The following is a 25,011-nucleotide window of genomic DNA, read 5'->3' on the forward strand; positions in this document are numbered from 1 at the left end:
TCTCGTTACTTGCCCGCTTCGGCCGGCTTCACGGTCATCGGCGGGTTCGGCCACAGGCCATACACGGACGGCGCGTACAGCGCCTCGACACGCGTCGGCGGCAGCCCGAACGTGCCGACGTTGTTCAGCCGCACCGTGTACTCGACCGAGAATTTGCCCTTCGGCAGATAGTCGTAGTACGCGCGGTAGCCGTCGAAGTCGCGCTCGATGAACGCCGGCCATGCGCCGTCCGGCGTCTTCTCGCCCTGCGTCGCGGCTTCGGAGTCGCGGCCGAGGCCCGAACCGAGGATCGTCGAACCGGCCGGAACCGGATCATTGACGACGACCCACGTCATGTCGCTCTGCGCATCGATGTCGAGATGCACGCGCACGACATCGCCGCGCGTCAGCACGCCCTTGACGGCGGGCGATACGGGCGTGACGGTCTTCGTGATCCGGTAGCCGGCTGCGAACGGCGAACGCAGCGGCACCGCCGCGAGGCTTTCGATCGTGGCCCACGGGCGGCCCGTGCCGTCCTGCGTGACGGACAGCGTGGTCGGCGCCTGCGATGTGCGCGGCCACGGCAGCATCACGCTGCGGGCCGCGGCGGCGCGGGTAGCCGGGGTGGCCGACGCCGGCGTGTCGACGGATGCGGGTGCCGGTGCCAGTGCCGCTCCCTGCGACCACGAGATCGTGCGCTCGTCGCCGCCGAGCGCGACCTTCGTCGCGCCGGCAACCGGCGTGCTCTCGTAGGTGCGCGAGAAGCGCTCGACCGCGAGCAGGCCGAGCGCGTTCGACGTCGTGGTCTGCCATGCGCCCTGGCGCTGCAAGGCGAGGAGGCCGGCCGTCACGCGCGGCATCTCGTCCTTCCATGCCGGGTCGCCCGCGAATTCCAGCGCGAGACGTGCCGCGTTGGTCTCGTTGCTGGTCATCAGCCACCACAGGTCGTCGTCGCGCGCGGTCGAGAACACGAGCTGCGTGCCCTGGTACGTGAGGCGCGCCCGCAGGATCTGTTCGACCTGCGCGCGTTTCTCGTCGCGTTGCGGGATGTCCTTCACGCGCGTCAGGATCGCGTGATAGTCGATCACCGCCGACGTCGGCCACTGGTTCGGCGCGATCTCGATCGAGCCGAGCATGCGGCCCTGCGCGGCGCCGTAGCGCGACAGCGCCTCGATGGCGGCGAGCTTGCGCAGGTCGCGATCCTGGCGCGGCGCCCACGTGTTGCGCTCGAGGCGGCCGTCGACGAAGCGCGCGAGCCCGGCCTCGAGCTGCGTGCGCAGGTCTTCCGGCAGCGCGAAGCGCGGGTCGAGACGGCTTGCCTCGTCGGACACCACGAGCAGGTACGACGACAGCGTCGCGCTGCCGGCATGCGAATCGTCGGACGACGGCGGGAAGTAGCTCGCGAGCCCGTCGCTGTCGAGATAGACGGGCATGCGGGCGATCAGCGCCTGCCATTGCGCGGGATCGCGCAGGCCGATCGCGCGCGACGTCTGCTGTTCGAGGCAGCGGTACGGATACCGCTCGAACCAGCGCTTCACGCCGGGCAGGCCATCGGCAAGCTTCGACTGCAGCGACACGGCGATGCCGCCGCGCGGCAGGCCTTGCGCGTTGTTCGCGGCGCCGGCCGGTGAGGCGATCGGCACCGTCAGCGTGCCGTCGACTTGCGCGAGCGTCGCCTGCTGTACCGTGACCGGCAGCGCGGGCACGACCTTCTGCGCGACCGCCAGCGCGTCGGATGCGCGCTTGCCGCCTTGCTCGGCCGCTTCGATGCGCCAGTTCAGCGCACCAGCCGCGTCGAGCGCCTGCTCGGGCACGGTGATCGTCCACGCGACTTCGGTCGCCGCATTCGCTGCAAGCGAAACGGTTTGCGGTGCAACGTCGAGGCCCGTCACGCGCGGCGTCACGACAACCTGCATCGCGCGGTCGGTCGTGTTGCGCAGCGTGACCTGTGCGCGGAACGCGTCGCCTTCGCGCACGAGCGGCGGCAGGCCGGAGATCAGCTGCAGATCCTGCGTGCTGCGGATCGACGTGCTGCCGGTGCCGAAACGGTCGGCGCCGACTGCCGCGATCGCGACGATCCGGAAGCGCGTGAGCGCGTCGTTCAGCGGCACTTCGACGGTCGCGCTGCCGTTCGCATCCAGCGTCACGCGCGGATTCCACAGCAGCAGCGTGTCGAACAGCTCGCGCGTCGGCGCGCTGCCGCCACCGCCGCCGGCCGGCACGGCCTTGCGGCCGAAGTGGCGGCGGCCCACGATTTCCATCTGCGCGGTGGCCGTCTCGACGCCGTACGCGCGTCGCCGCAGCATCGCGTCGAGCAGGTCCCAGCTGTTGTTCGGCATCAGTTCGAGCAGCGCCTCGTCGACGGCCGCGACCGCGATCTGCGTGCCGGCCGGCGCGGGCTGGCCGTTCGGCAGCGTGACCTTCACGTGCGCCTGTGCCTTGCTGCGCACCGTGTAGCGCGTCGCGTCGGTCGTCACGGTCACGCCGAGACGGTGCACGCCCGTACCGACCTTGATTTCGCCGAGCCCATAGCGGAACGCGGGTTTCGACAGGTCGACGAACGCGGTCGGCGCTTCATAGTGACGGCCTTCGCGCCAGAACGCGCGCGCCCATTCGACCGGTGCCTTCCAGCCCCACGTGAAGAACGAGTACCACGGCACTTCGCGAATCCGGCCGCGCAGCGCGAGCACCGACACGTAGACGTTCGGCCCCCACGATTCGCCGACCTTCAGGTCGACCGTCGGATTCTTGCCGTTCAGCTCGACGATGTGCGTTTCCATCACGCCGCCGCGTTCGACCGCGACCAGCGCGGTTGCGTAGCGGAACGGCATGCGCACCTGGAAGCGGGCGGTTTCGCCGGGTTCGTACGAGGTTTTCTCCGGGATCACGTCGATCCGGTCGGTGTTGTCGCCGCCGAACCAGAGTTCGTCTTCGCGCGTGACCCACACCGACGTCGCGGCATTCGACGTGCGGCCGTCGCCGTCCTTGGCCACCGCGATCAGCTGCACGTTGCCGGCCTGTTCGAGCGTCGCGTCGCAGGCCATGCGGCCCTTGTCGTCGGTCTTGCCTGAGCAAAGCACGCCGAGGTCGCGCGTGTCGCTCTTGTTGTCGTACGCATAGAAGCCGCCGACCATCCGCTTGCGCGACGACGTCGTGATGTGCGCAACGCCCTTGATCTCGATCGGCACGGATGCACGCGGCTTGCCTTGCAGGTCGACCGCCAGTGCCTGCACCGGCACGCGCTGGCCGACCGATACCCAGCGGCCTGCCTTGATGCCGGCCACCACCGCGGCCGGCCACAGGATCGTGTCGCCGCGAATCGTCTGCACTTCGCCGTTCGGGTCGGCGAACGTCGCTTCGAGCGCGATGCGCTTCGGCGCGTCGACGTCGGGCAGGCCCTTGAGCGTGACCGAGCCCGCACCGTTGCGGTCGAGCGTCAGCGGCAGCTTGTCGGCGATCAGCTTCGTCGCGTCGGGATCGTTGTTCGACGCCGATGCGTTGTCGCCGTCCTGCGAATCGTCGTCGGCATTGCCGTCGCTCGCTTCGGGACGATACGGCGTGAAGCTGAAATCCTCGAAGCGATCCGCGAACGGCGGCGAGGCCCACTTCATCAGCGCCGACACCTGCACGGGCAGGTTCGATGCGCCGCCACCCGACACGTAGTCGATCTGCACCGCGAGCGGCGCTTCCTTCACGGCGACGAGCGGGCTCTTCTGCGCGTCGCGCGCGCCGATCGACCCCTTCAGCACCGGCAGGCGGAATGCCTCGACGCGGAAGCTGCCGCTGTAATAGGTGGCGGTCGGTGCGTCTTCCGGGCCGCCTTCGAGCTCGACACTGTATTCGCCGAGCTTCGCGGCGGCCGGCAGCGTGAACTGCGTGTCCGCGCTGTGGTCGACTGCCCACGTGAGCGGCAGCTTGTACGTCTGGCCGGTGCCGAGATGGCGGATCGTCACGCGCGTCGGGTATTGCGACGGGAACGCGAGGCTCTGCAGCGTCTCGGCACGGATGAAATGCTTCATCGATACGGTTTCGCCCGCGCGCAGCAACGTGCGGTCGAAGACCGTATGCGCGCGCACGGTCCGCGCGCTATCGGTGTCGGTCGGCACGTTGAAGCGCCACGATTCGATTCCGCGGTTCCAGCCCGAGCTGACGAACGCCATGTCGGGGCCCGTCTTCGGATCGTTCACGCGGGCCGACACGAAGTAGTCGTCGAAGCGTTGCTCCGAATCGGACGAACTGCAGGCGCGTTTCGATTCGAACGCGCCGTCGATCTTGAGCAAGCCCTGTGCATCGGTCTTGCCGGACGCGATCTCGTCGCCGTTGCAGTCCGACACGCGGATCTGCGCGTTCGGCACGGGCTTGCCCTTGTCGAGCGTCGTGACCCACACGAGGTTGTTTTCGCGGCCCTGTTTCAGGTGCACGGCGAGGTTGGTGACGAGCACCGTGGTGCGCACGTACATGCTCGACGGCTTCGCGAGCAGCGAGCGGCCGAGCGCGGGCGACGCGAGTTCGAGCACGTAGAAGCCAGGCTTGTCGATCGGCACGCCGACGACTTCGAACGGGCGCAGCGCCTTCGGGTCCGCCTTCGGCAGCGTCAGCGCCTGCACGCCGGGCTGGCCCTTGAGCAGCGTCAGCGAGCGCACGTCGATGCGGCGATCCTTCGGCGCGGGCGCTTTTTCGCCGGCCTCGCGCGGCACGTACACGGGATGCTGGCCTTTGCGTTCGAGCAGGCCGGGAATCTGGCTGTCGATCGAGCCGGCCGTCATCGACCAGTTGTCGAAGCGGTCGACCGTGCGCATCCACTGACGAATCGCGGTGTCGTCGTCGACCTTCAGGTTCGAGAATTGCGCGCCCTGGGTGTTGAGGCCGTCGATATGCAGGTCGGCTTCGACGTTGCGCAGCGTGACGGGCACGAGCGCGGGCGAATCGGGTTCCGCGAAGCGCTCGACGATCCCGAAGGTGCCCGACGAGAATTTCGCGAGCGGCGGCATCGGCGCGGTGCGCGTCGCGAGCGGGAACAGGTCGGCGTTGGACAGCGAGCGGTCGGTCACGTCGCGCAGGCCCGACGGCAATTCGATCGTCAGGCCGGCCTGTTCGGGCAGCGGCGGGTTGAACGTGACGGTGGTGACTTCCTCGCTCTTGTCGTCGGCCGCGAAGGTCGGCGCGAGCGTTCCGTCAGGGCCGCGCAGCTTGATCGCCTCGGCGTTCTTGCGCGAGATCGGCGCGTTGAACGACAGCGTGAGCGGGCGCAGCGGCGTGCAGGGCGCCTTCGCGTTCTCGCGTTCGCACGAGAAGCTCGCGGCGAACGGGGCGCGCACGGTGAAATCGAAGCGTCGTTCCGTTTCGTTCGGGATCCCGCTCGGGCTCGTGACGCCCTTGCCGTACACGAGCTGCATCTTTGCGCTGGCCGGCAGCGCCTGCGCGCACGAAAGCGTCAGCACGCGCGCGGCATCCTTCTTCAGACCGAAGTGATCGAGCAGGGCGTTGCGCGCATCGTCGTCGGCGGCCGTGACGGGAATGCGGTTGCCGATGCCGGCTGCTTCGCACCAGATGTTTGCGAGCGCCGAACGCGGTTCGGCCGGGCCGTTCAGCTTCAGCACGAACATCTGCCGTTCCTCGATCTCGCGCGAGCCGGGGCGCACGTTCACCGGGAACGGGCCGCCCGTCTGGAACGTGAAGCGGCGCGGGCCGCTGGCCGCATTGCCGGCGACCGAGCGCAACGTGTCGTTGAGCGCAACCGAGCAGCGCACGCCGGGCGGCAGGTCGTTTTCGAAATCGTAAACCCAGGTCTTGTCGTCGAGCCAGTGACCCTGGCCGCGCGCGGCCGTGGAGTCGTTGCAGGTGACGCGCGCGGGATTCGGCGCGGAGGCCGAGCCGAATGCGACCATCGGTTCGTCGAACTTGACGACGCTCTGCCGGACTTCGGTGACGGTGCCTTGCGGCGATACGCTCACCGTGCGCGCCGCGCCCGCATGCAGCGACAGTGCCGTGGCGCCGCCGAGCGCTGCGACGGCGCCGATGCGCCAGAGCAGCCGGGTGGTGTGGTTGGTTCGCGTTGCTTTGTTCTGTTTGTCGTGCTGCTTCATCGCTCGATTGCCCTCGGAGGGAAGCTTTCTGTTTGATTGCACGCGATTCTAACCGACCGACATGCGCGCGCATCGCACCGCACAGTGTGTCGTCGACGTGCGACACTGGTGTGCGTGCCGCAGATTTGTCGCGTCAACGACACAAAAATGCAGCGAAATGTCGATTGTCTCGGATTGCGGAACATTTAATGGACTATAAAAAGATTGTTCGATCCGATTTGTGCGCGTACATTTCAGGTCCGCGCCAATGTTTGAGAAATATCAAGCGTGGTTTTCCCGAATCCGGTGTTCGAGAGAAGGAAACATGCACAACGACAACACTCCCCACTCGCGTCGCACTGGCGACGCAGCCGTAACAGGCATCACACGGCGTCAATGGCTGCAGGGCGCACTGGCGCTGACGGCGGCGGGCCTCACGGGCTCGCTGGCGTTGCGGGCCCTGGCCGACGATCCCGGCACCGCGCCGCTCGATACGTTCATGACGCTCTCCGAAGCATTGACAGGCAAGAAGGGGTTGAGCCGCGTGCTCGGCCAGCGCTTCCTGCAGGCCTTGCAGAAGGGCTCGTTCAAGACGGCCGACAGCCTGCCGCAACTCGCCGGCGCACTCGCGTCCGGTTCGCTGAATCCCGATCAGGAAGCACTCGCGCTGAAGATTCTTGAAGCGTGGTATCTCGGCATCGTCGACAACGTCGTGATTACCTACGAAGAAGCATTAATGTTCAGCGTCGTATCCGATACGCTCGTGATCCCGTCGTATTGCCCCAACAAACCCGGCTTCTGGGCCGAAAAACCGATCGAGAGGCAAGCCTGATGGCCGATACCGATACGCAAAAGGCCGACGTCGTCGTCGTCGGGTCGGGTGTCGCAGGCGCGATCGTTGCACACCAGCTCGCGATGGCGGGCAAGTCCGTGATCCTGCTGGAAGCCGGCCCGCGCATGCCGCGTTGGGAAATCGTCGAACGCTTCCGCAACCAGGTCGACAAGACCGATTTCATGGCGCCGTACCCGTCGAGCGCGTGGGCGCCGCATCCGGAATACGGCCCGCCGAACGACTACCTGATCCTGAAGGGCGAGCACAAGTTCAACTCGCAGTACATCCGTGCGGTGGGCGGCACGACGTGGCACTGGGCCGCATCGGCATGGCGCTTCATCCCGAACGACTTCAAGATGAAGACGGTGTACGGCGTCGGCCGCGACTGGCCGATCCAGTACGACGACATCGAGCATTACTACCAGCGCGCCGAAGAGGAACTCGGTGTGTGGGGCCCCGGCCCCGAGGAAGACCTGTACTCGCCGCGCAAGGAGCCGTACCCGATGCCGCCGCTGCCGTTGTCGTTCAACGAGCAGACGATCAAGAGCGCGCTCAACGGCTATGACCCGAAGTTCCACGTGGTGACCGAACCGGTCGCGCGCAACAGCCGCCCGTACGACGGCCGGCCGACTTGTTGCGGGAACAACAACTGCATGCCGATCTGCCCGATCGGCGCGATGTACAACGGCATCGTGCACGTCGAGAAGGCCGAGCAGGCGGGCGCGAAGCTGATCGACAGCGCGGTCGTCTACAAGCTCGAGACCGGGCCGGACAAGCGCATCACCGCCGCGGTCTACAAGGACAAGACGGGCGCCGACCACCGCGTCGAAGGCAAGTACTTCGTGATCGCCGCGAACGGCATCGAGACGCCGAAGATCCTGCTGATGTCCGCGAACCGCGATTTCCCGAACGGTGTCGCGAACAGCTCGGACATGGTCGGCCGCAACCTGATGGACCACCCGGGCACCGGCGTGTCGTTCTACGCGAACGAGAAGCTGTGGCCGGGCCGCGGCCCGCAGGAGATGACGTCGCTGATCGGTTTCCGCGACGGCCCGTTCCGCGCGAACGAAGCCGCGAAGAAGATCCACCTGTCGAACATGTCGCGCATCAACCAGGAAACGCAGAAGATCTTCAAGGGCGGCAAGCTGATGAAGCCCGAGGAGCTCGACGCGCAGATCCGCGACCGTTCCGCGCGCTTCGTGCAGTTCGACTGCTTCCACGAAATCCTGCCGCAACCCGAGAACCGCATCGTGCCGAGCAAGACGGCCACCGACGCGGTCGGCATCCCGCGCCCCGAGATCACGTATGCGATCGACGATTACGTGAAGCGCGGCGCCGTGCACACGCGCGAGGTCTACGCGACGGCCGCGAAGGTGCTGGGCGGCACCGAAGTCGTCTTCAACGACGAGTTCGCGCCGAACAACCACATCACGGGCGCGACGATCATGGGCGCGGATGCACGCGACTCGGTCGTCGACAAGGACTGCCGCGCGTTCGACCATCCGAACCTGTTCATCTCGAGCAGCTCGACGATGCCGACCGTCGGTACGGTGAACGTGACGCTGACGATCGCGGCGCTTGCGCTGCGGATGTCGGACACGCTGAAGAAGGAAGTCTGACCGTGCGGAAATCTACTCTCACCTTCCTCCTCGCCGGCTGCCTTGCGCTGCCGGGTCTCGTACGCGCGGCCGATGCGGCCGATCCGGCGCTGGTCAAGCGCGGCGAATATCTCGCGGTCGCGGGCGACTGCATGGCGTGCCACACCGCGAAGGGCGGCAAGCCGTTCGCGGGCGGTCTCGGCATGCCGATCCCGATGCTCGGCAAGATCTACACGAGCAACATCACGCCCGATCCCGAGACGGGCATCGGCAACTGGTCGGCCGAGGACTTCGAGCGCGCGGTGCGCCACGGGGTGTCGAAGAACGGCGACAACCTGTATCCGGCGATGCCGTACGTGTCGTACGCGAAGATCAACGACGACGACGTGCAGGCGCTGTACGCGTACTTCATGCACGGCGTCGAGCCGGTCAAGCAGGCGCCGCCGAAGAACGAGATCCCCGCGCTGCTGAGCATGCGCTGGCCGCTGAAAATCTGGAACTGGCTGTTCCTGAAGGACGGCGCATACGAGCCGAAGCCGGCGCAGAGCGCCGAGTGGAACCGCGGCGCGTATCTCGTCCAGGGTCTCGCTCACTGCAGCACGTGCCACACGCCGCGTGGCATCGCGATGCAGGAGAAGTCGCTCGACGAGACGGGCGGCGGCTTCCTGTCGGGTTCGGTGCTCGCGGGCTGGGACGGCTACAACATCACGTCCGACGCCAACGCGGGGATCGGCGGCTGGACGCAGCAGCAGCTCGTCCAGTACCTGCGCACCGGCAGCGTGCCCGGTCTCGCGCAGGCGGCCGGCCCGATGGCCGAGGCGGTCGAGCACAGCTTCTCGAAGATGACGGAAGCCGACATCGGTGCGATCTCGACGTACATTCGCACGGTGCCGGCCGTCGCCAGCGGCGATGCGAAGCAGTCGCGCTCGTCGTGGGGCAAGCCGGCCGAAGATGGCCTGACGCTGCGCGGCGTCGCGCTCGCGTCGTCGGGCATCGATCCGGCACGGCTCTATCTCGGCAACTGCGCGACCTGCCACCAGATGCAGGGCAAGGGCACGCCGGACGGCTATTACCCGCCGCTGTTCCACAACTCGACGGTCGGCGCGCCGAATCCGACCAACCTCGTGCAGGTGATCCTGAACGGCGTGGAACGCAAGGCCGGCAGCGAGGACGTCGGGATGCCGGCGTTCCGCCACGAGTTGTCGGATGCGCAGATCGCCGCGCTGACGAACTACCTGACCGGGCAGTTCGGCAATCCGGCCGCGAAGGTGACCGAGCAGGACGTCGCGAAGCTGCGTTGATGCGGCGCGTGACGAAGCAGGGCGATAACTGACAAGAGGAGGAGCACAGCACATCGGGTTGTTGCCCGATGCCGGTTGTTGCAGAGCGGGGCGGGCGGCGCAGGCGGCCGCCCGTCCTGGTTCATTCGCAATCCGGTGCGCCGGGGCTGTTCCAGCGACGCGCATCGTTTTCGTTGATCGACACCATGACACCGAATCAACCGTTTCTCGCGTCCCAGCGCGATGTGCTGCTGCTGCTTGCCCGGATCCTGCTCGTGATCCTGTTCATCATGTTCGGCTGGAAGAAGATCGTCGACTTCCCCGGGACCATCGCGTTCATGGGTTCCGAAGGCGCGCCCGCGCCGATCATTTCCGCCGCGATTTCCATCGTGATGGAGCTGTTCGTCGGGATCGCGATCCTGGTCGGCTTCCAGACGCGGGCGCTTGCACTGCTGCTGGCGCTCTATACGATCGGCACCGGCATCATCGGCCACCACTACTGGACGATGACGGGCGGCGAGCAGAGCAACAACATGATTCATTTCTACAAGAACATCGCGATCGCCGGCGGTCTGCTCGCGCTTTGCGCGGCGGGCCCCGGACGTTATTCGATCGATCGCGGATAAACAGACCCGGGGCGCGCGCATGGGGCACGCGCTGGAAGGTCGAGACTCCGAGGGGGCATCATTTTGCGACTCAAACATTTCGCATGGCTGATCGCGGCTGCCACACCGGCGGCCGCTTTTGCACAGACGAGCGTGACGCTGTACGGCCGCGTCGACGGCGGCATCGAATACCTGAACCACATCGCGAAGCCGAACGGCGGCAGCGGGACCCGCTGGAGCGCCGAAAGCGGCGACTGGGGCACCAGCATGTTCGGGTTGAAGGGCATCGAGGATCTCGGCGGCGGGCTGTCGACGGTCTTCAACCTGGAAACCGCATTCCAGGTGATGAACGGCCAGACGGGCGGCGGCCGCATGTGGTCGCGGCGTGCGTACGTCGGGCTGAAGAGCAACACGTGGGGCCAGCTGCAGGCCGGCCGCAACCTGTTCATCGACAGCGACGGTGTGTGGGAATTCGACCCGTTCGTGCAGCAGGCGTTTTCGTCGGCATCGCTCGTGCGCGGCCGCAACTGGCAGCAGACCAGCAACAACATCGAGTATCACAGCCCGGTGATCGGCGGCTTCGACGTGCAGGCGCAATACGCGTTCGGCAATCAATCACGCGGCTTCAACTACGGCGCGGCCGACGACTTCGGCCGCTCGGACGGGATCATGATCTCGTATCACTCGCCGTTGCTCGACGTGCGCGGCATCTACGACGAACTGCGCGACAACAACGGCAAGTTCAGCAACATCTTCACCGCGTCGCGCGAGTACTTCGTCGGTGCGAACGTGAAGGTGTCGAAGTTCAAGATCCAGGGCGCGTATACGCACTACCAGGCGCCGGACAGCCCGGCCGGCGTGGCCGATCGCGCCGATCACTACTGGCTCGGCGCGACCTATTCGGCGACGCCGCAATGGGCCGTGACGGGCGGCGGTTATTACGTGAAGGTGGGCGACGGCGGCGGCGACGCGTCGCACGATCCGTCGGGCCACGCGATGATGTACGTGCTCGGCACCACGTACAACCTGTCGAAGCGCACGTTCCTGTACGGCACGGTCGCATATGTGCGCAACGGCGGCAACTCGAACTTCTCGCTGCTCGCGACGCCGCGCGACGCGACGTCGGGGACGAGCCCGATGACGGGCGAGTCGCAGACGGGTGCGTATGTGGGGATGATGCATACGTTCTGAGCGGCGCAACGCCAGACACGCAAAAGGCACGGGTCGTCGAACCCGTGCCTTTTTTCGTTTGCGGCACGCGGCCGCATCGGCCACCGGTCAGTCGAGTGCCTTCCCGGCCTTTTCATCCATGCAGCGCACGGCGAGCAGCGTCATCGCGCCACAGCCGATCGCGTACCACGCGGGTGCGTTCGGATTGCCGGTCGCCGCGATCAGCCACGTGACGAAGAACTGCGCGAAGCCGCCGAAGATCGCGACGCCGATGCTGTACACGAGCGCGCCGCCGGTGGCGCGCACCGCACGCGGGAACAGTTCGCCGAGCATCGCACCCGTCGCGCCGATGTTGATCGCATGCACGATCGACAGTGCGGCGATGATCGACAGCAGCGATGCGGCGCCCGGCCAGCGGTTCAGCGCGACGAATGCCGGATAGATCGAGGCCATCAGCACGATACGCGTCCACCAGACGATCCGGTTGCGCCCGTAGACGTCGGACAGGTGGCCGCCGATCGGCGTCACGAGCATCAGGATCGCACCGGCGACGCAGCCGGCCGTCATCGACAGCCACGTCGGCAGGTGCAGCACCTGCACGCCGTAGATCGCCATGTAGAACACGATGATGTAGTGGATCGACGTGCCGCCGATCGTCACGCCGAGGCCCGCGAACACGGCCTTGCCGTGATGGCGCAGCACGTCGGCGAGCGGCAGCGATGCGACCGGCTCGTCGTGCGCGGCGGCAGGCGCGGCGGCCGGCACTTCCTCGACGGTGCGGCGCAGCCAGTAGCCGATCGGCACGAACAGCGTGCCGATGATGAACGGCACGCGCCAGCCCCAGCTTTCCAGCTGCGCGGCATTCAGTGTCGACGTCAGCGCGACGCCGGTCAGCGCACCGGCGAGCGCGGCGAGGCCCTGGCTCGAGAACTGGAACGAAGCGTAGAAGCCGCGGCGATGCTGCGGCGCCTGTTCGAGCAGCAGCGTCGTCGACGCGCCCACTTCGCCGCCCGACGCGAACCCCTGCAGCAAGCGCGCGAGCACGAGCAGCAGCGGTGCGGCGAGGCCGATCTGCGCGAAGGTCGGCGCGACCGCGATCATCGCGGTGCCGAGCGCCATCAGCAACAGCGTGAGGATCATCGCCTTCTTGCGGCCGGCGCGGTCGGCATACATGCCGATCACGAGCCCGCCGAGCGGACGCGTGACGAAGCCGACGCCGAAGCTCGCAACCGCGAGCATCAATTGCCCGAACGGAGAATGCACGGGAAAGAACAGCTTGCCGATCAGGACGGCGAAGAAGCTGTAGACCGTGAAGTCGTAGAACTCGAGCGCGTTGCCGACGGCGGCGGCCGCGATCAGCCGGCGTTTCTTCGCGGCGGCGCGTGCATCGACCGGCGTGCCGGCGAACGAAAGGGCGGACGTTTCCATGTGGGGCTCCCCGGTTGGGCGCGAAACGATGGGATGAAGGGCCGTCAGGCCGCGAGCCAGGCTTCGGCGACGCGAACCCAGTAGCTCGCGCCGATTGCGAGGATGTCGTCGTTGAAGTCGTAGCCGGGGTTGTGCACCATGCAGCCGCCCTTGCTGCCGATCCCGTTGCCGATGAACGCGTAGCAGCCGGGGCGCGCTTCGAGCATGAACGCGAAATCCTCGCTGCCCATCAGCGGCGCGGCGTCGGTTTCGACGCGTTCGGCGCCGAGCATCTGGCGCGCGATGCCGGCCGCGAACGCGGTCGGCTCCCCATGATTGACGAGCACCGGGTAGCCGTAGTCGTAGTCGACTTCCGCCGTGACGCCGAAGCTTTCCGCCTGGCCTTTCACGAGCGCTTCGATGCGGCGCGCGAGCAGCGCGCGCACGTCGGCGTTCAGCGCACGCACCGACAGTTTCATCGTGACGGTTTCGGGGATGATGTTGAACGTCTCGCCGGCCTGCACGCTGCCGACCGTGATCACGGCCGCATGCTGCGCGTCGACCTCGCGCGCGACGATCGTCTGCAGCGCGACCATGATGCTGCCCGCGGCCGACATCGGATCGCGCGCGAAATGCGGCATCGCGCCGTGGCCGCCCACACCGCGCAGCGTGATCGTCACGCGATCGGCGGACGCCATCGCGGCGCCGGTGCGGAAGGCCATGTCGCCGGCCGCGCGGCCCGGCATGTTGTGGATCGCGAAGATCGCGTCGCACGGGAAGCGGTCGAACAGGCCGTCGTCCATCATCGCCTTCGCGCCGCCGAAGTTTTCCTCGGCCGGCTGGAAGATCAGGTTCAGCGTGCCGGAGAACTGGCGCGTGGCTGCGAGGTGGCGCGCTGCGCACAGCAGCATCGCGGTGTGGCCGTCGTGGCCGCATGCATGCATCTTGTTCGCGTGGCGGCTTGCGTACGGCAGGCCCGTGGTTTCCGCGAGCGGCAGTGCATCCATGTCGGCGCGCAGCCCGACCGTGCGCGTGCCTTGCCCTTCGCGCAGCACGCCGACCACACCCGTCTTGCCGATGCCGCGATGCACTTCATAACCCCAGCCGGTGAGCAGCTCGGCGACGAGATCGCTCGTGAGCGTTTCCTCGAATGCGAGCTCGGGGTGAGCGTGGATGCGGCGGCGCACTTCGACCAGCTCGGGTGCGATCGCGGCGATACCGGGGATGACGGGGTTCACGGCTTGCAGCATGGTGTCTCCTGTGGGGCAGGTGGGGCGTTTGGCGCACATATGACGAGCAAGCATATAAATTTCTTTTGTGTACCAGAAGCTGATAAATTGCTTTGGTGCTCACCACCGGTTGCCGCTCGGGAATACCCTGAGCCAGCGTGTGCCGCGCAGCACAGGGTTTCCACGGATCACGCGTCGCCGCCATGAAATACCATCAGCTGAAAGCGTTCGTCACCGTCGCGGAAGAGGGGAGCATTCGCGCGGCCGCGCGGCGCCTGAACGTGTCGCCTGCGGCGCTGACGAAGGCGGTCAAGGAACTGGAGATCGCGCTCGGCGTGTCGCTCGTCGTGCGCACCGCGCGCGGCGTGCAGCTCACCGCGTTCGGCCAGCAGTTGCAGGTGCGCGCGCGGCTGATCGTCGCCGAAATGCAGCGCGCCCGCGACGACATCGAGCAGGCGCAGGGCGCAATGACGGGCTCCGTCGCGGCGGCGATCACGCCGGCCGCCGCGGTGACGATCCTGCCCGATGCGTTTCGCGCATTCCGGCGCCGCTTCCCGGTGGCGCGCGTCAACCTGATCGAAGGGTTTCCGGGCGTCGCACTGCCGCGCCTGCACGATGGCTCACTCGATTTCGCGGTGGCCGTCGTCGTGCCCGAACTGCTGGCAGCCGAATTCGATCACGCCGAACTCTATTCGAGCCGGTCGCTGATCGTCGCCCGCAAGGGGCATCCGCTTGCGTCGGCCACGTCGCTCGCCGATCTCGTCGAGGCCGACTGGTTGATGAACCCGTCGCCGGAAAGCTCGACACAGGTGCTGTTCAATTCGTTCGTCGCCTACGGGCTGCCGGTGCCGGCACGCGTCGTCGAATGCCCGAGCTTCGGGCTCGCGCACAGCCTGATGACCGGTTGCGACCTGATCGCGTCGATGCCCGAGCAACTGCTGCACGGCGAGTGGGCGCGCGACCAGCTCGCGGTGCTGCCGATCCGCGAGCGCTTGCCGGGCGTCTCGGTGCAGGTCATCACGCGTCGCGACAGCCCGCTGACGCCGGCCGCGGCGATGCTGCTCGACTGCCTGCGCGATTCCGCGCGGCGCAAGGGGCTGGGGTGAACCGGTGCCCGCGGTTGGCGACCTTCAATGCATCGTCATCCTGACGATTGCCCGAGCGGCATTGCCGTCGGTTGACAGGCACGCGGCTTGCGCAGCGGTCGGGCCATTCCGGCGCTTGCCGCGCGAGCCGGTATCATAGCGGCCGGCCCGCCGCTCCGGCCGGCCTCCAACAACATCGCCATCCGGCATCCAGCAATCAGAGGCATTTCATGACCAGTGCAACCCAATTCGACAACGTATCGGTCGTCAAGCGCGCGAACGTCTATTTCGACGGCAAGTGCGTGTCGCATACCGTGCTCTTCCCGGACGGCACGCGCAAGACGCTCGGCGTGATCCTGCCGTGCGCGCTCAACTTCGGCACGGACGCACCCGAATTGATGGAAGTGCAGGCCGGCAAGTGCCGCGTGAAGCTCGACGGCAGCAGCGAATGGCAGACCTACGGCGCCGGCGAATCGTTCTCGGTGCCGGGCAAGAGCCGCTTCGACATCGAAGTGCTCGAGACGCTCGATTACGTCTGCAGCTACCTGTAACACCACCCGCGCAGCAAAAGAAAAGCCCCGCCGAAGCGGGGCTTGTCGCAAGCGGAGGGCGCAAGGCCTTCCGGAGCGCCTGTTCTCTTTACAGGCAGGCGTTGATGTCGCCGGCCGACGATGCATCGCCGCCGCGGAAACCCACCCAGGTCTTCGCATTGGCGGCGTTGGCCGGGCGCACGATGGCGGCAGCGCCATTCGGCGGCTGCTGGCCCGGCGCATACACGGCCATGGCGAGGCCGTTCGCGAGTTCATACTGCGACGTCACTTGCTGCTGTGACTTGTCGGCCCAGGTCTTGGCGATGCACTGCGCGACCTGGTCGGCGGGTTTCTGGCTTTGTCCCACGTTTTGCAGGGCAGAATCGGCTGCATGAGCAGAAAATGCCACGGTCAATGCGATGAGCGGTAAGTATTTCGCGTTCACGTTATCTCCCTCGAGTCGTGATTGATTGAGTGGGATGCGCAGCAGGACTGCGTAACAGTGAGATTGCATTGGGCGAGCACGGTTCCGGCTATTCCGAAACAAGTTGTTAACGCGCTTGCCAAATGACGGCTCGGATGCTGTGCACTTTGCTGCGGCACGGCATGCATCGTGTGCGGCACGACGTCATGCGTTGCGTGGTCGGCGCGCTGCCTGGTCGTGTGGTGACGTGACGGTCGCGGCGAGCGGCATGCGTGTGCATGCCGTGCCGCAACTCATTTTTTGATCGCGAAGTGGAATGGCTGATTGATGGCCCCGTCGCATGAGCACCATGATGACAAACTTTCGTCCGTCGAATTGTTAACCAACTTTAAACACGGGAAGCGGCGGAAGGCGATGCGGCACGCGAGGGGCATGCCGCATCGAAAGGAAGCGGTGATGCGAGCGGGGCGTGCGCGGCGAGAGTGGTGCGCCGCGCGGTGGGTCAGCCGGCCTTGCGCGTGCCGATGTCGCGCAGGTTGGCCGGGACGATCGGGCGGAAGCGTTCGCGCTTCTGTTCGTCGTCGAAGTGCTGGAGCGCGGGCTTGATCAGGTCGCTGCGCGACACGATGCCCGTGATGCGCATCGATTGCTCGTCGTCGACGACCGGCAGGCGTTCGAGGCCGAGCACCGCGAGTCGCGACGCGACGACGCGGCACGTTTCGTGCGCTTGCGCGACCGCAGGCTCACGGTTGGCGAATGCACCGGAGATCGGCGTGTCGGCCGCGGCCTGTGCGCGCTGCGCATCGAGCGTCGCGCGATCGACGAGACCGAGCAGGCGGCCGTTCTGCACGACCGGGTACGCACGGTGCGTCTGCTTCGCGCCGAAGTATTGCGACTCGACGGCATCGAGCGTCGCTGCGCCGTCGATCGCGACGAGCAGGTCGGCGGACGTCATCACTTCGCCGATGTCGTGCCGCTCGAGCGGATCGACGCCGTATTCGCGATAGATGTGATAGCCGCGGCGCGCGATCTTTTCCGTCATGATCGAGCGCTTCATCACGATGGTCGCGAAGCCGTGTGCGACGAGCGTCGCCGCGAGCAGCGGCAGCAGCGCGTTCGCGTCATGCGTGAGGCCGAACGCGAACACGATCGCGGTCAGCGGCGCGCCAAGCGTGGCGCCGAGCGTCGCGGCCATGCACACGAGCGGCCACAGCGCCGGGTCGCCGCCCGGCAGCATCGGCGACAGCACGGTGCCGAGGCCGGCGCCGAGCATCAGCAGCGGGGCGAGCACACCGCCCGACGTGCCCGAGCCGAGCGCGATCACCCACATCACGGCCTTCACGATCAACAGCGCGAGCGCGATCTTCAATGCGATGTGCTGATGCAGCAGGTCGCCGATCACGTCGTAGCCGACACCGAGCGCGCGCGGCTCGAGCCAGCCGCCGATGCCGATCACGATCGCCCCGAGCGCGGGCCACCACATCCAGTGCACCGGCAGCTTCGCGAAGGTGTCCTCGACGCGGTACAGCGCCGCCGACAGGCCGCACGCGAGCATGCCCGACAGCAGGCCCGCGACGATGCACGACAGCAGCGCGACGGGCGTCGGCGCCGCCGTGGTCAGCGGAAACAGCGGATCGACGCCGAAGAACACGGCGCGGGCGAAACCGGCCACCGCGCAGGCGAGCGCGACCGGCAGGAAGCTGCGCGGACGCCATTCGAACAGCAGCAGTTCGACCGCGAGCAGCACCGCGGCGACCGGCGTGCCGAACACGGCCGTCATGCCGGCGGCCGCACCGGCGACGAGCAGCGTCTTGCGCTCGGCGGCGGTCACGTGCACGCACTGCGCGATCAGCGAGCCGAGCGCGCCGCCCGTCATGATGATCGGGCCTTCGGCGCCGAACGGGCCGCCGCTGCCGATCACGACGCCGGACGACAGCGGCTTGAGGATCGCGACCTTCGGCGACATGCGGCTCTTGCCGAACAGGATCGCCTCGATTGCTTCGGGAATGCCGTGGCCGCGGATCTTTTCCGAACCGAAGCGCGCCATCATCCCGACGATCAGCCCGCCGATCACCGGGATCACGATCACCCATGCGCCGAGCGTGTTGTTCGCCGGCGAGCGATCGGCGAACGAGAACTGCTGGAAGAAGAACAGGTTCGTGAACAGGTGGATCAGGCTCAACAGCACGAATGCGGCAAGCGTGCTGAGCAGGCCGATCCCGGCGGCGAGCAACGCGATCCTGGGCAGGCGGTCGTTGGTCGCGAAATCGCGTTTGTGTGGTGCGTTCATCGGAGTGGAAAGGGCAAGGGTCAGTAATCGATCTGGGGAACCTGGAACGCGTCCTTGAGCGACTTCAGCTCGGCGCGATGCATGGCCGCGAGACGCGCGAGCAGCGTTTCGCCGGCGTGCTCGAGGTGAACCTCGACCTGCCGGCGATCCGCTTCGCTCGTCTTGCGCTTCACGAGGCCGAGCGCTTCGCAGCGCGTGACCAGCGCGACGACGCCGTGATGCTGCGCCTGCAGGCGTTCCGCGAGTTCGCCGATGGTTGCCCATTCGCGATGCGGATAGCCCTTGATATGCAGCAGCAGCAGGTATTGCAGCGGCGTCACGCCTTCGCTTTGCGCGGCGCGTTCGGAGAAGCGCTCGAAGCGGCGCATCTGGTAGCGGAACTCGGACAGTTGCTGGAAATCGCTTTTCGCCAGCGCGCGTCGGGTATCGTTCATCGGGAGCGGTCGGACAGTCAGTTTCGGTAGCGAGAAATATATCACAACATGATATAAATGGCCGAATTCGGGCGGATGGAATGCATTCCGCGTTGCGCCGGCCGTTACATGGCGTTACGTGTGCCGCATGCGTTACGCGGCCTCGAGCATTTGGGTCTGCCGATAAAGGCCCGTGACGAGATCCGTCTGAGTAATGATCCCGACGAGCCGGCGCGATGCATCGACGACCGGAATGTGGTGGTGGCCCGAATGCGTAAACAGCGGGACGAGCGCGGTGATCGGCATCGTTTCCGGCACGCACGCGACGTCGCGCGTCATCACGGTGGCGACGCTCGCCGGCTGGCCGCCGAACGATTGCGGCAACCGCGCCGACAGGCGTTGCCACAGCGGGGTCGGACGGCGCAGCTGGCGCGTGAGGTCGGCGCGCGTGACGATGCCGGTCAGGCGGCCTTCGCCGTCGACGACGGGCAGCGCCTTCACGCGGTGGCGATCGAGCAGCGTGAGTGCAGCCGTCACCGACGTCGACGGCGCGACTTCGATCGCATTCTTCGTCATCAGGTCGGCGCACGAGAGCTGGCCGAACGTGCGCGTATAGGCCTGCATCTCGGTTTCGCGCAGCAGCGCTTCGAGATCGTCCGGATCGACGTCGAGCCATTCGCCGCGGCGCTTCAGCACCGCGTCGAGGTCGCCGCGCGTGAAGCCGCCGCGCGCCGGTGCGGTGCCGCCTGCCTGCGGTTTCGCTTCAGGCCGCGCGCCGCCGTGCGGGTAGCGGTGGCCGGTCAGCGCGTGATACGCGAGCGCGGCCGACAGCAGGATGGCCGATTGCAGCGCGATCGGCTCCAGCACGAAGCTGAACCCGAGCGAATGGATGGCCGGGCCGCCGACCACCGCCGTGAGCGCGACGGCGCCTGACGGCGGGTGCACGCAGCGCAGCACGAACATGCCGCCGATCGCGCACGCGATCGCGACCGCGGCGGCCGTGATCGGATCGGCGATCCATTGTGCGCACGCGACACCGACCGTCGCCGCGACGAGATTGCCGCCGATGATCGACCACGGTTGCGCGAGCGGGCTCGCCGGCACCGCGAACAGCAGCACGGCCGACGCGCCCATCGGCGCGACGAGCAGCGGCACGAGGCCCGGCACGCCGGGCAGCAGCCGCATCGTCACGCCGACCGTCGCGATGCCGACGAGCGCGCCCGTGCACGAGCGCAGGCGCTCGCGCCAGCCCAGCGACATCGGATGGGGAATGAAGCTGTGCAGCCATTGGCGCAACGAGCGGCGCGACGAAGGGGAGCCTGACGACATGGACGGTAAGCGGTAAAAGTGACAGCGCGGATGCGCGCAGCGACAAGCCGCGAATTATATCGCGTTGTGATACAAATTGTCGCGCTGCATCAAGCCGTTGCACGTGCACGACGCACGTTGCTTGCAAAAACCTTTCATGCGATGAGAGTTTGCAGGCCGGGGAACCGCGCAAATTTGTCTGCAGCGGCGTACAATTCGGGCCACTGAATCCCCCGTCATGCCAGAACCACGTACGCGATGCCCGCTCTCCCGCCTTTCTCCCGGCACGGTGATCGATTCGACGTGGTTCGCGGCTGCGTTCCGTTCCCCACCTGACGCGAGCGCTGCCGACGCCTCCCCACTGACTCTCCCCAAGCCAATTCAATGGACATGCTCGAAAACATGCGCCTGTTCGTGCGCGTTGTCGAAAGCGGCAGTTTTACCGCGGTCGCGAAGGAAATCGACGCGACCACCGCGCAGGTGTCGCGCGCGGTATCGAACCTCGAAGCGCACGTACAGACGCGGCTGCTGCATCGCACGACGCGCCACCTCGGCCTCACCGAAAGCGGCGAACGCTATTTCGAGCGCGCGAAATCGATCCTCGCGGAAATCGACTACGCGAATGCGGAGGCGCGCAACGCCCTGCTGCGGCCGAGCGGCAAGATGCGCATCCACGCGATGACGGGGCTCGGGCAGAGTCACGTCGTGTCGTCGATCGTCCGCTACCAGGAGGACAACCCCGACGTGTCGGTCGAGCTGACGCTCGCGCAGCGGATGCCGAATCTTGTCGAGGAGGGCTATGACGTATCGATCGTGACGGCGTCGCAGTTGCCCGATTCGGGCTATGTCGCGCAGACCTGCGGCACGAGTTGCAGCGTGCTCGTCGCATCGCGCGAATACCTGGCGCGCCACGGCACGCCGCAGTCGCCCGACGAATTGCCGAACCACGTGTGCCTGCGCCTCGATACGCCTGCGTCGCCGGCCGGCGAATGGCGGCTCGAGCGCAGCGATGGCGAGGAGGCCGTCTACGAGCTGCAGCCCGCGCCGTTCCAGGTCAACGTGCCGGACGCGCTGTGCGTCGCGGTGCGCGCCGGGCGCGGGATCGCGTGCGTCGCGCTGTACACGGTGCTCGACGACATCCGCGAAGGGCGGCTGATCCGCGTGCTGCCCGAGTACCGGCTGCAGACGGTGAGCGTGTATGCCGTCTACGCGACGCGCCGCTATCTCGACGCGAAGATCCGCACGTTCCTCGATCACCTGCGCACGACGCTCACGCCTGCGCTCGAGAACGACCTGCGTGAACTCGACCGGCTGACGACCGAACAGACGCCGGGCGGCCGCAAGCGCGCCTGACGACACGCGCGGGCGTGGTCCGCGCGAACCGCACGGGCCGCGGAGAGGTTCATGCGCGCGGCGCGATGCGAATCCGTTCGAAGCGTCCCGCGAGCCATCCGTAGGCGGCGATGCCGAGCAGCCCGTGCGCGGCGACGAACCACAATGCGCCCGCGAACGAGCCCGTGCTGGCGACGAAATAGCCGATCACGAGCGGCGTGACGATCCCGGCGATGTTGCCGAGGCCGTTGAACACGCCGCCGCTCAGGCCGACCATCCCTTCCGGCGCCGTGTCGGCGAGCACGGCCCAGCCGACCGCCGCGAGCCCCTTGCCGAAGAACGCGATCGTCATCAGTGCGATCACGACGGTATTCGACGACGCACCGTTCGCGAGCACGAGCAGCGTCGCCATCGCCATTCCCACGACGAACGGCGTCTTGCGCGCCTTCGACGGATGCATGCCGCGCCGGATCAGCCAGTCCGACAGCACGCCGCCGAGCACGCCACCCGTGAACCCGCAGATCGCTGGCAGCGCGGCGACCCAGCCGGCCTCCATGATCGTCATCCCGCGCCCCTTGATCAGGTAGATCGGGAACCACGTGATGAAGAAGTAGGTGAGTGCGGTGATGCAGTACTGGCCGATGTAGATCGCCCACAGGTTGCGGTGGCGGAACAGTTGCGACACGTCGTGCCACGACACGCGCGGCCGATGGCGCACGCGGTTCACTTCGAGATCGACGAGTGCGCCGTGCGCGCGCAGGTAGTCGCGCTCTGCGTCGCTCACGCGCGGATGGCCGTGCGGTTCGCGATACCACGCGAACCAGAGCGCGGCGAGCGCGATGCCGAGCATCCCCATCCACAGGAACACGTGCTCCCAGCCGAGCGCATGCGTGAGCCAGGCCATCGCGGGCGTGAACAGCACGACGGCCATGTACTGCGCGGAATTGAACAGGGCGGACGCCGTGCCGCGTTCGGCGGTCGGGAACCAGCACGCGACGACTCTCGAATTGGCCGGGAACGCCGGCGATTCGACGAGGCCGAGCATGAAGCGCATGACGAACAGCGCAAGCGTGGCCGACGCGCCCTGCACGGCGAGCCAGCCGACCGTGCCCTGCAGCATCGTGAAGACCGACCACAGCAGCAGGCTCAGGCCGTACACGCGCCGCGCGCCGAAACGGTCGAGCAGCCAGCCGCCCGGGATCTGGCCGATCGCATAGGCCCACGCGAACGCGGAAAAGACGATGCCGAGCTGCACGGGCGTCAGCCCGAGGTCATGCGCGACGCCGGTGCCGGCGATCGACATCGTCGCGCGATCCGCATAGTTGATGACGGTGACCGCGAAAATCAGCGCGAGGACCGCATAGCGGACGCGGCCGATCGTGCGCGAGGCGGCGGGCGACGCGGCGAGGGCGGCGCCGCTGGATCGATTGGGCATGCGTGTCTCCTGGCCTCCGTCGTGCGGAGGCATCCGGTGTTGTAACGGGTGGCCGCCGTGCGGCGATCAGCGCGTGACGCTGGTCGGCGGGCGCTGGCCTGCAAAACACGCGGCAAGATTGGCCAGCACGATCCGGCCCATCTCTTCGCGGGTTTCGCGGGTCGCGCTCGCTCGGTGCGGCTGCACGACGACACGGTCGAACTCGAGCAGCTCGGCCGGCACGTGCGGCTCGTTCGCGAATACGTCGAGGCCGGCGCCGGCGATCGTGCCGTCGGCGAGCGCGCGAATCAGCGCGGCTTCGTCGACCAGCTTGCCGCGTGCGACATTGATCAGGAATCCTTCGGGGCCGAGTGCGGCGAGCACGTCGGCCGTCACGAGCACGTTGCCGTGATCGGCCGATGCCGCGATCACGAGCACGTCGCTGTCGCGCGCGAGCGCGGCGAGGTCGGGCACGAAGCGATAGCCGCTGTCGCGATGCTCGCGCGGGCCGAAGTAGCTGACGGGCATCCGGAACGCCTGCGCGCGCTGCGCGATTGCGCGTCCGACGCGGCCGAGGCCGACGATGCCGAGCCGCTTGCCGGTCACCTGCGTCGCGAGCGGCTGGGCCGTCTTGCCCCAGCGGCCGGCGCGCACGATCCGCTCGCCGGCGCCGAGGTCGCGCAGCGTCATCAGGATCAGCCCCATCGCCATGTCGGCGACGTCGTCGGTCAGCACGTCGGGCGTCGTCGTCACGTGGATGCCGCGTGCACGGGCGCGGTCGAGATCGACGGCGTCGGTGCCGATACCGCTGATCGCGACGATCTCGAGCGCGGGCAGCCGGTTCATCAATGCGGCGGACAGGCCGTTCGCGCCGCCGGTCACGACACCGCGAATACGGGTGGCCACGCGATCGAGCAGTGCGTCCGGCTGGTCGGCCGCATACAGCCGGTGCACCGCGTAACGGGCGGACAGTTCGGCGTCGATGGCGTCGGGGAGCGGCTGGGTGAGGAGGATGTCGATGGTCATGAAGGTCTCGGTCGTCGTGCGCGGCGCGGGCCGCGCATCAGGTGCAACCGAGTATAGAAATCGCATCGATATGCGTCTAACATCAAAAGACTATCGATTGATTCAAGAATTGGATGATTGAACTGCACCAGCTTCGCTGTTTCGTCGCGGTCGCCGAGGAACTGCATTTCGGTCGCGCGGCCCGGCGCCTCTTCATGACCCAGCCGCCGCTCAGCCGGCAGATCCAGTTGCTCGAGCACGCGCTCGGCATCGCGCTGCTCGAACGCAGCAGCCGGCAGGTCAGCCTGACCGCGGCCGGCGAGCGGTTTCTGCGCGACGCGCGGCACATCCTCGAATTCTCGGCACGGGCCGAGCAGGCCGCGCAGCGCGTCGCACATGGCGGCGCCGGCCGCATCACGCTCGGCTTCACGGCGGTCAGCGCGTACCGGATGATCCCGATGCTGCTCGCGCACGCCGCGCATGCGCTGCCGGACGTCGACATCGAATTGCGCGAGATGGTGTCGACCGTGCAGATCGATGCGCTGGCGTCGCGGATGCTCGACGCGGGCTTCGTGCGCCAGCGCGCGGCGCGCCAGCCGCTCGAATACCGGCTCGTGCAGCGCGAGCCGATGCTGGTCGCGGTCGCGGAGGGCGCGCCGCTCGCCGCGTGCGAGCGCATCGGCCCCGACGATCTCGACCGGCAGCCGTTCATCGCGTATTCGCCGAACGAGGGGAAATACTTCCACGACCTGATCTCGGGCGTATTCGCGAACGCGGGGCGGCTGCCGAACTACCTGCATTACGTCGGGCAGACGCATACGATCCTCGGCCTCGTGCGCGCGGGGCTCGGTGCCGCGCTCGTGCCGGCGTCGGCGCGCGAACTGCATGTCGACGGCGTGGTGTTCCGGCCACTGGCGGGCGCCGACGTGGCGGCCGAGCTGTATCTCGCGTGGCGCACGGACAACGACAATCCGGCGCTGCCGGTGTTCAACGCAATGGTCGAGCGGTTCCTGACCGAGAGCGCTGACGAAGCGGGCGCATAGGG

General features: G+C 67.3%; 19 protein-coding genes. 10 read left to right on the forward strand and 9 right to left on the reverse strand.

What is annotated here, in order from left to right:
* Window positions 1-5: 5 nt before the first annotated feature.
* On the reverse strand, window positions 6-6,065 hold the full coding sequence (locus BCEP18194_RS29235; RefSeq protein WP_011354896.1) for an alpha-2-macroglobulin family protein: 6,060 nt from the start codon (window positions 6,063-6,065) through the stop codon (window positions 6-8).
* Between the two features lie 304 nt (window positions 6,066-6,369).
* Here BCEP18194_RS29235 and BCEP18194_RS29240 point away from each other — a divergent pair, with 304 nt between their 5' ends.
* From BCEP18194_RS29240 to BCEP18194_RS29260, 5 genes are all read left to right on the forward strand, one after another.
* Entirely contained in the window at window positions 6,370-6,876 is a 507-nt protein-coding gene (locus BCEP18194_RS29240) for a sugar dehydrogenase complex small subunit (RefSeq protein ID WP_041493268.1), read from the forward strand.
* Complete coding sequence (locus BCEP18194_RS29245; RefSeq protein ID WP_011354898.1) at window positions 6,876-8,495, forward strand: GMC family oxidoreductase; 1,620 nt, start codon at window positions 6,876-6,878, stop codon at window positions 8,493-8,495. The genes BCEP18194_RS29240 and BCEP18194_RS29245 overlap by 1 nt, the downstream gene beginning before the upstream one ends.
* 2 nt (window positions 8,496-8,497) lie before the next feature.
* Window positions 8,498-9,775, forward strand: coding sequence for a cytochrome c (locus BCEP18194_RS29250; protein WP_011354899.1), 1,278 nt, complete (start codon window positions 8,498-8,500; stop codon window positions 9,773-9,775).
* Window positions 9,776-9,960: 185 nt separating this feature from the next.
* A complete protein-coding gene (locus tag BCEP18194_RS29255) occupies window positions 9,961-10,380 on the forward strand; it encodes a DoxX family protein (RefSeq protein WP_041493548.1) in 420 nt (139 codons plus the stop codon).
* A 63-nt stretch (window positions 10,381-10,443) separates the two neighbouring features.
* Window positions 10,444-11,550 carry a porin gene (locus tag BCEP18194_RS29260; RefSeq protein WP_011354901.1) on the forward strand — a complete coding sequence of 369 codons (1,107 nt, stop codon included), beginning with the start codon at window positions 10,444-10,446 and terminating at the stop codon, window positions 11,548-11,550.
* An 87-nt stretch (window positions 11,551-11,637) separates the two neighbouring features.
* Here BCEP18194_RS29260 and BCEP18194_RS29265 read toward each other — a convergent pair whose 3' ends face one another.
* A complete protein-coding gene (locus BCEP18194_RS29265; protein WP_011354902.1) occupies window positions 11,638-12,957 on the reverse strand; it encodes an MFS transporter in 1,320 nt (439 codons plus the stop codon).
* A 44-nt stretch (window positions 12,958-13,001) separates the two neighbouring features.
* Window positions 13,002-14,186 carry a M20 aminoacylase family protein gene (locus tag BCEP18194_RS29270; RefSeq protein WP_011354903.1) on the reverse strand — a complete coding sequence of 395 codons (1,185 nt, stop codon included), beginning with the start codon at window positions 14,184-14,186 and terminating at the stop codon, window positions 13,002-13,004.
* Between the two features lie 182 nt (window positions 14,187-14,368).
* Here BCEP18194_RS29270 and BCEP18194_RS29275 point away from each other — a divergent pair, with 182 nt between their 5' ends.
* Together BCEP18194_RS29275 and BCEP18194_RS29280 are read left to right on the forward strand one after the other, a co-directional pair.
* A complete protein-coding gene (locus tag BCEP18194_RS29275; RefSeq protein WP_011354904.1) occupies window positions 14,369-15,271 on the forward strand; it encodes a LysR substrate-binding domain-containing protein in 903 nt (300 codons plus the stop codon).
* 209 nt (window positions 15,272-15,480) lie between these two features.
* Window positions 15,481-15,801, forward strand: a complete 321-nt coding sequence (locus BCEP18194_RS29280; protein WP_006478890.1) for a pyrimidine/purine nucleoside phosphorylase — start codon at window positions 15,481-15,483, stop codon at window positions 15,799-15,801.
* An 88-nt stretch (window positions 15,802-15,889) separates the two neighbouring features.
* Here BCEP18194_RS29280 and BCEP18194_RS29285 read toward each other — a convergent pair whose 3' ends face one another.
* The 4 genes from BCEP18194_RS29285 to BCEP18194_RS29300 all read right to left on the reverse strand — a co-directional run bounded on the left by BCEP18194_RS29285 (window position 15,890) and on the right by BCEP18194_RS29300 (window position 20,236).
* On the reverse strand, window positions 15,890-16,225 hold the full coding sequence (locus tag BCEP18194_RS29285; RefSeq protein WP_081436670.1) for a hypothetical protein: 336 nt from the start codon (window positions 16,223-16,225) through the stop codon (window positions 15,890-15,892).
* 481 nt (window positions 16,226-16,706) lie between these two features.
* The gene (locus BCEP18194_RS29290) at window positions 16,707-18,494 is read right to left on the reverse strand and encodes a chloride channel protein (protein ID WP_011354906.1); all 1,788 of its coding nucleotides are present in this window, start codon (window positions 18,492-18,494) and stop codon (window positions 16,707-16,709) included.
* A 20-nt stretch (window positions 18,495-18,514) separates the two neighbouring features.
* Window positions 18,515-18,928 carry a MarR family winged helix-turn-helix transcriptional regulator gene (locus BCEP18194_RS29295; protein ID WP_011354907.1) on the reverse strand — a complete coding sequence of 138 codons (414 nt, stop codon included), beginning with the start codon at window positions 18,926-18,928 and terminating at the stop codon, window positions 18,515-18,517.
* A 132-nt stretch (window positions 18,929-19,060) separates the two neighbouring features.
* The gene (locus BCEP18194_RS29300) at window positions 19,061-20,236 is read right to left on the reverse strand and encodes an HPP family protein (RefSeq protein WP_011354908.1); all 1,176 of its coding nucleotides are present in this window, start codon (window positions 20,234-20,236) and stop codon (window positions 19,061-19,063) included.
* A 363-nt stretch (window positions 20,237-20,599) separates the two neighbouring features.
* Between BCEP18194_RS29300 and BCEP18194_RS29305 the strand changes: the two genes are divergently transcribed.
* Window positions 20,600-21,568 carry a LysR family transcriptional regulator gene (locus BCEP18194_RS29305; protein ID WP_011354909.1) on the forward strand — a complete coding sequence of 323 codons (969 nt, stop codon included), beginning with the start codon at window positions 20,600-20,602 and terminating at the stop codon, window positions 21,566-21,568.
* A 49-nt stretch (window positions 21,569-21,617) separates the two neighbouring features.
* Here BCEP18194_RS29305 and BCEP18194_RS29310 read toward each other — a convergent pair whose 3' ends face one another.
* Together BCEP18194_RS29310 and BCEP18194_RS29315 are read right to left on the reverse strand one after the other, a co-directional pair.
* On the reverse strand, window positions 21,618-22,982 hold the full coding sequence (locus BCEP18194_RS29310; RefSeq protein ID WP_011354910.1) for an MFS transporter: 1,365 nt from the start codon (window positions 22,980-22,982) through the stop codon (window positions 21,618-21,620).
* Window positions 22,983-23,048: 66 nt separating this feature from the next.
* Complete coding sequence (locus BCEP18194_RS29315; protein ID WP_041493550.1) at window positions 23,049-23,987, reverse strand: 2-hydroxyacid dehydrogenase; 939 nt, start codon at window positions 23,985-23,987, stop codon at window positions 23,049-23,051.
* Here BCEP18194_RS29315 and BCEP18194_RS42300 point away from each other — a divergent pair.
* Together BCEP18194_RS42300 and BCEP18194_RS29320 are read left to right on the forward strand one after the other, a co-directional pair.
* A complete protein-coding gene (locus BCEP18194_RS42300; protein WP_256990456.1) occupies window positions 23,980-24,108 on the forward strand; it encodes a hypothetical protein in 129 nt (42 codons plus the stop codon). The two genes, BCEP18194_RS29315 and BCEP18194_RS42300, sit on opposite strands and share 8 nt — an antisense overlap.
* Window positions 24,101-25,009: a LysR substrate-binding domain-containing protein gene (locus BCEP18194_RS29320; RefSeq protein WP_011354912.1), complete on the forward strand. Its 909-nt coding sequence runs from the start codon at window positions 24,101-24,103 to the stop codon at window positions 25,007-25,009. The genes BCEP18194_RS42300 and BCEP18194_RS29320 overlap by 8 nt, the downstream gene beginning before the upstream one ends.
* Window positions 25,010-25,011: the final 2 nt, after the last annotated feature.

This window comes from Burkholderia lata (assembly GCF_000012945.1).
In the GTDB taxonomy this organism is placed as follows: Bacteria; Pseudomonadota; Gammaproteobacteria; order Burkholderiales; family Burkholderiaceae; genus Burkholderia; species Burkholderia lata.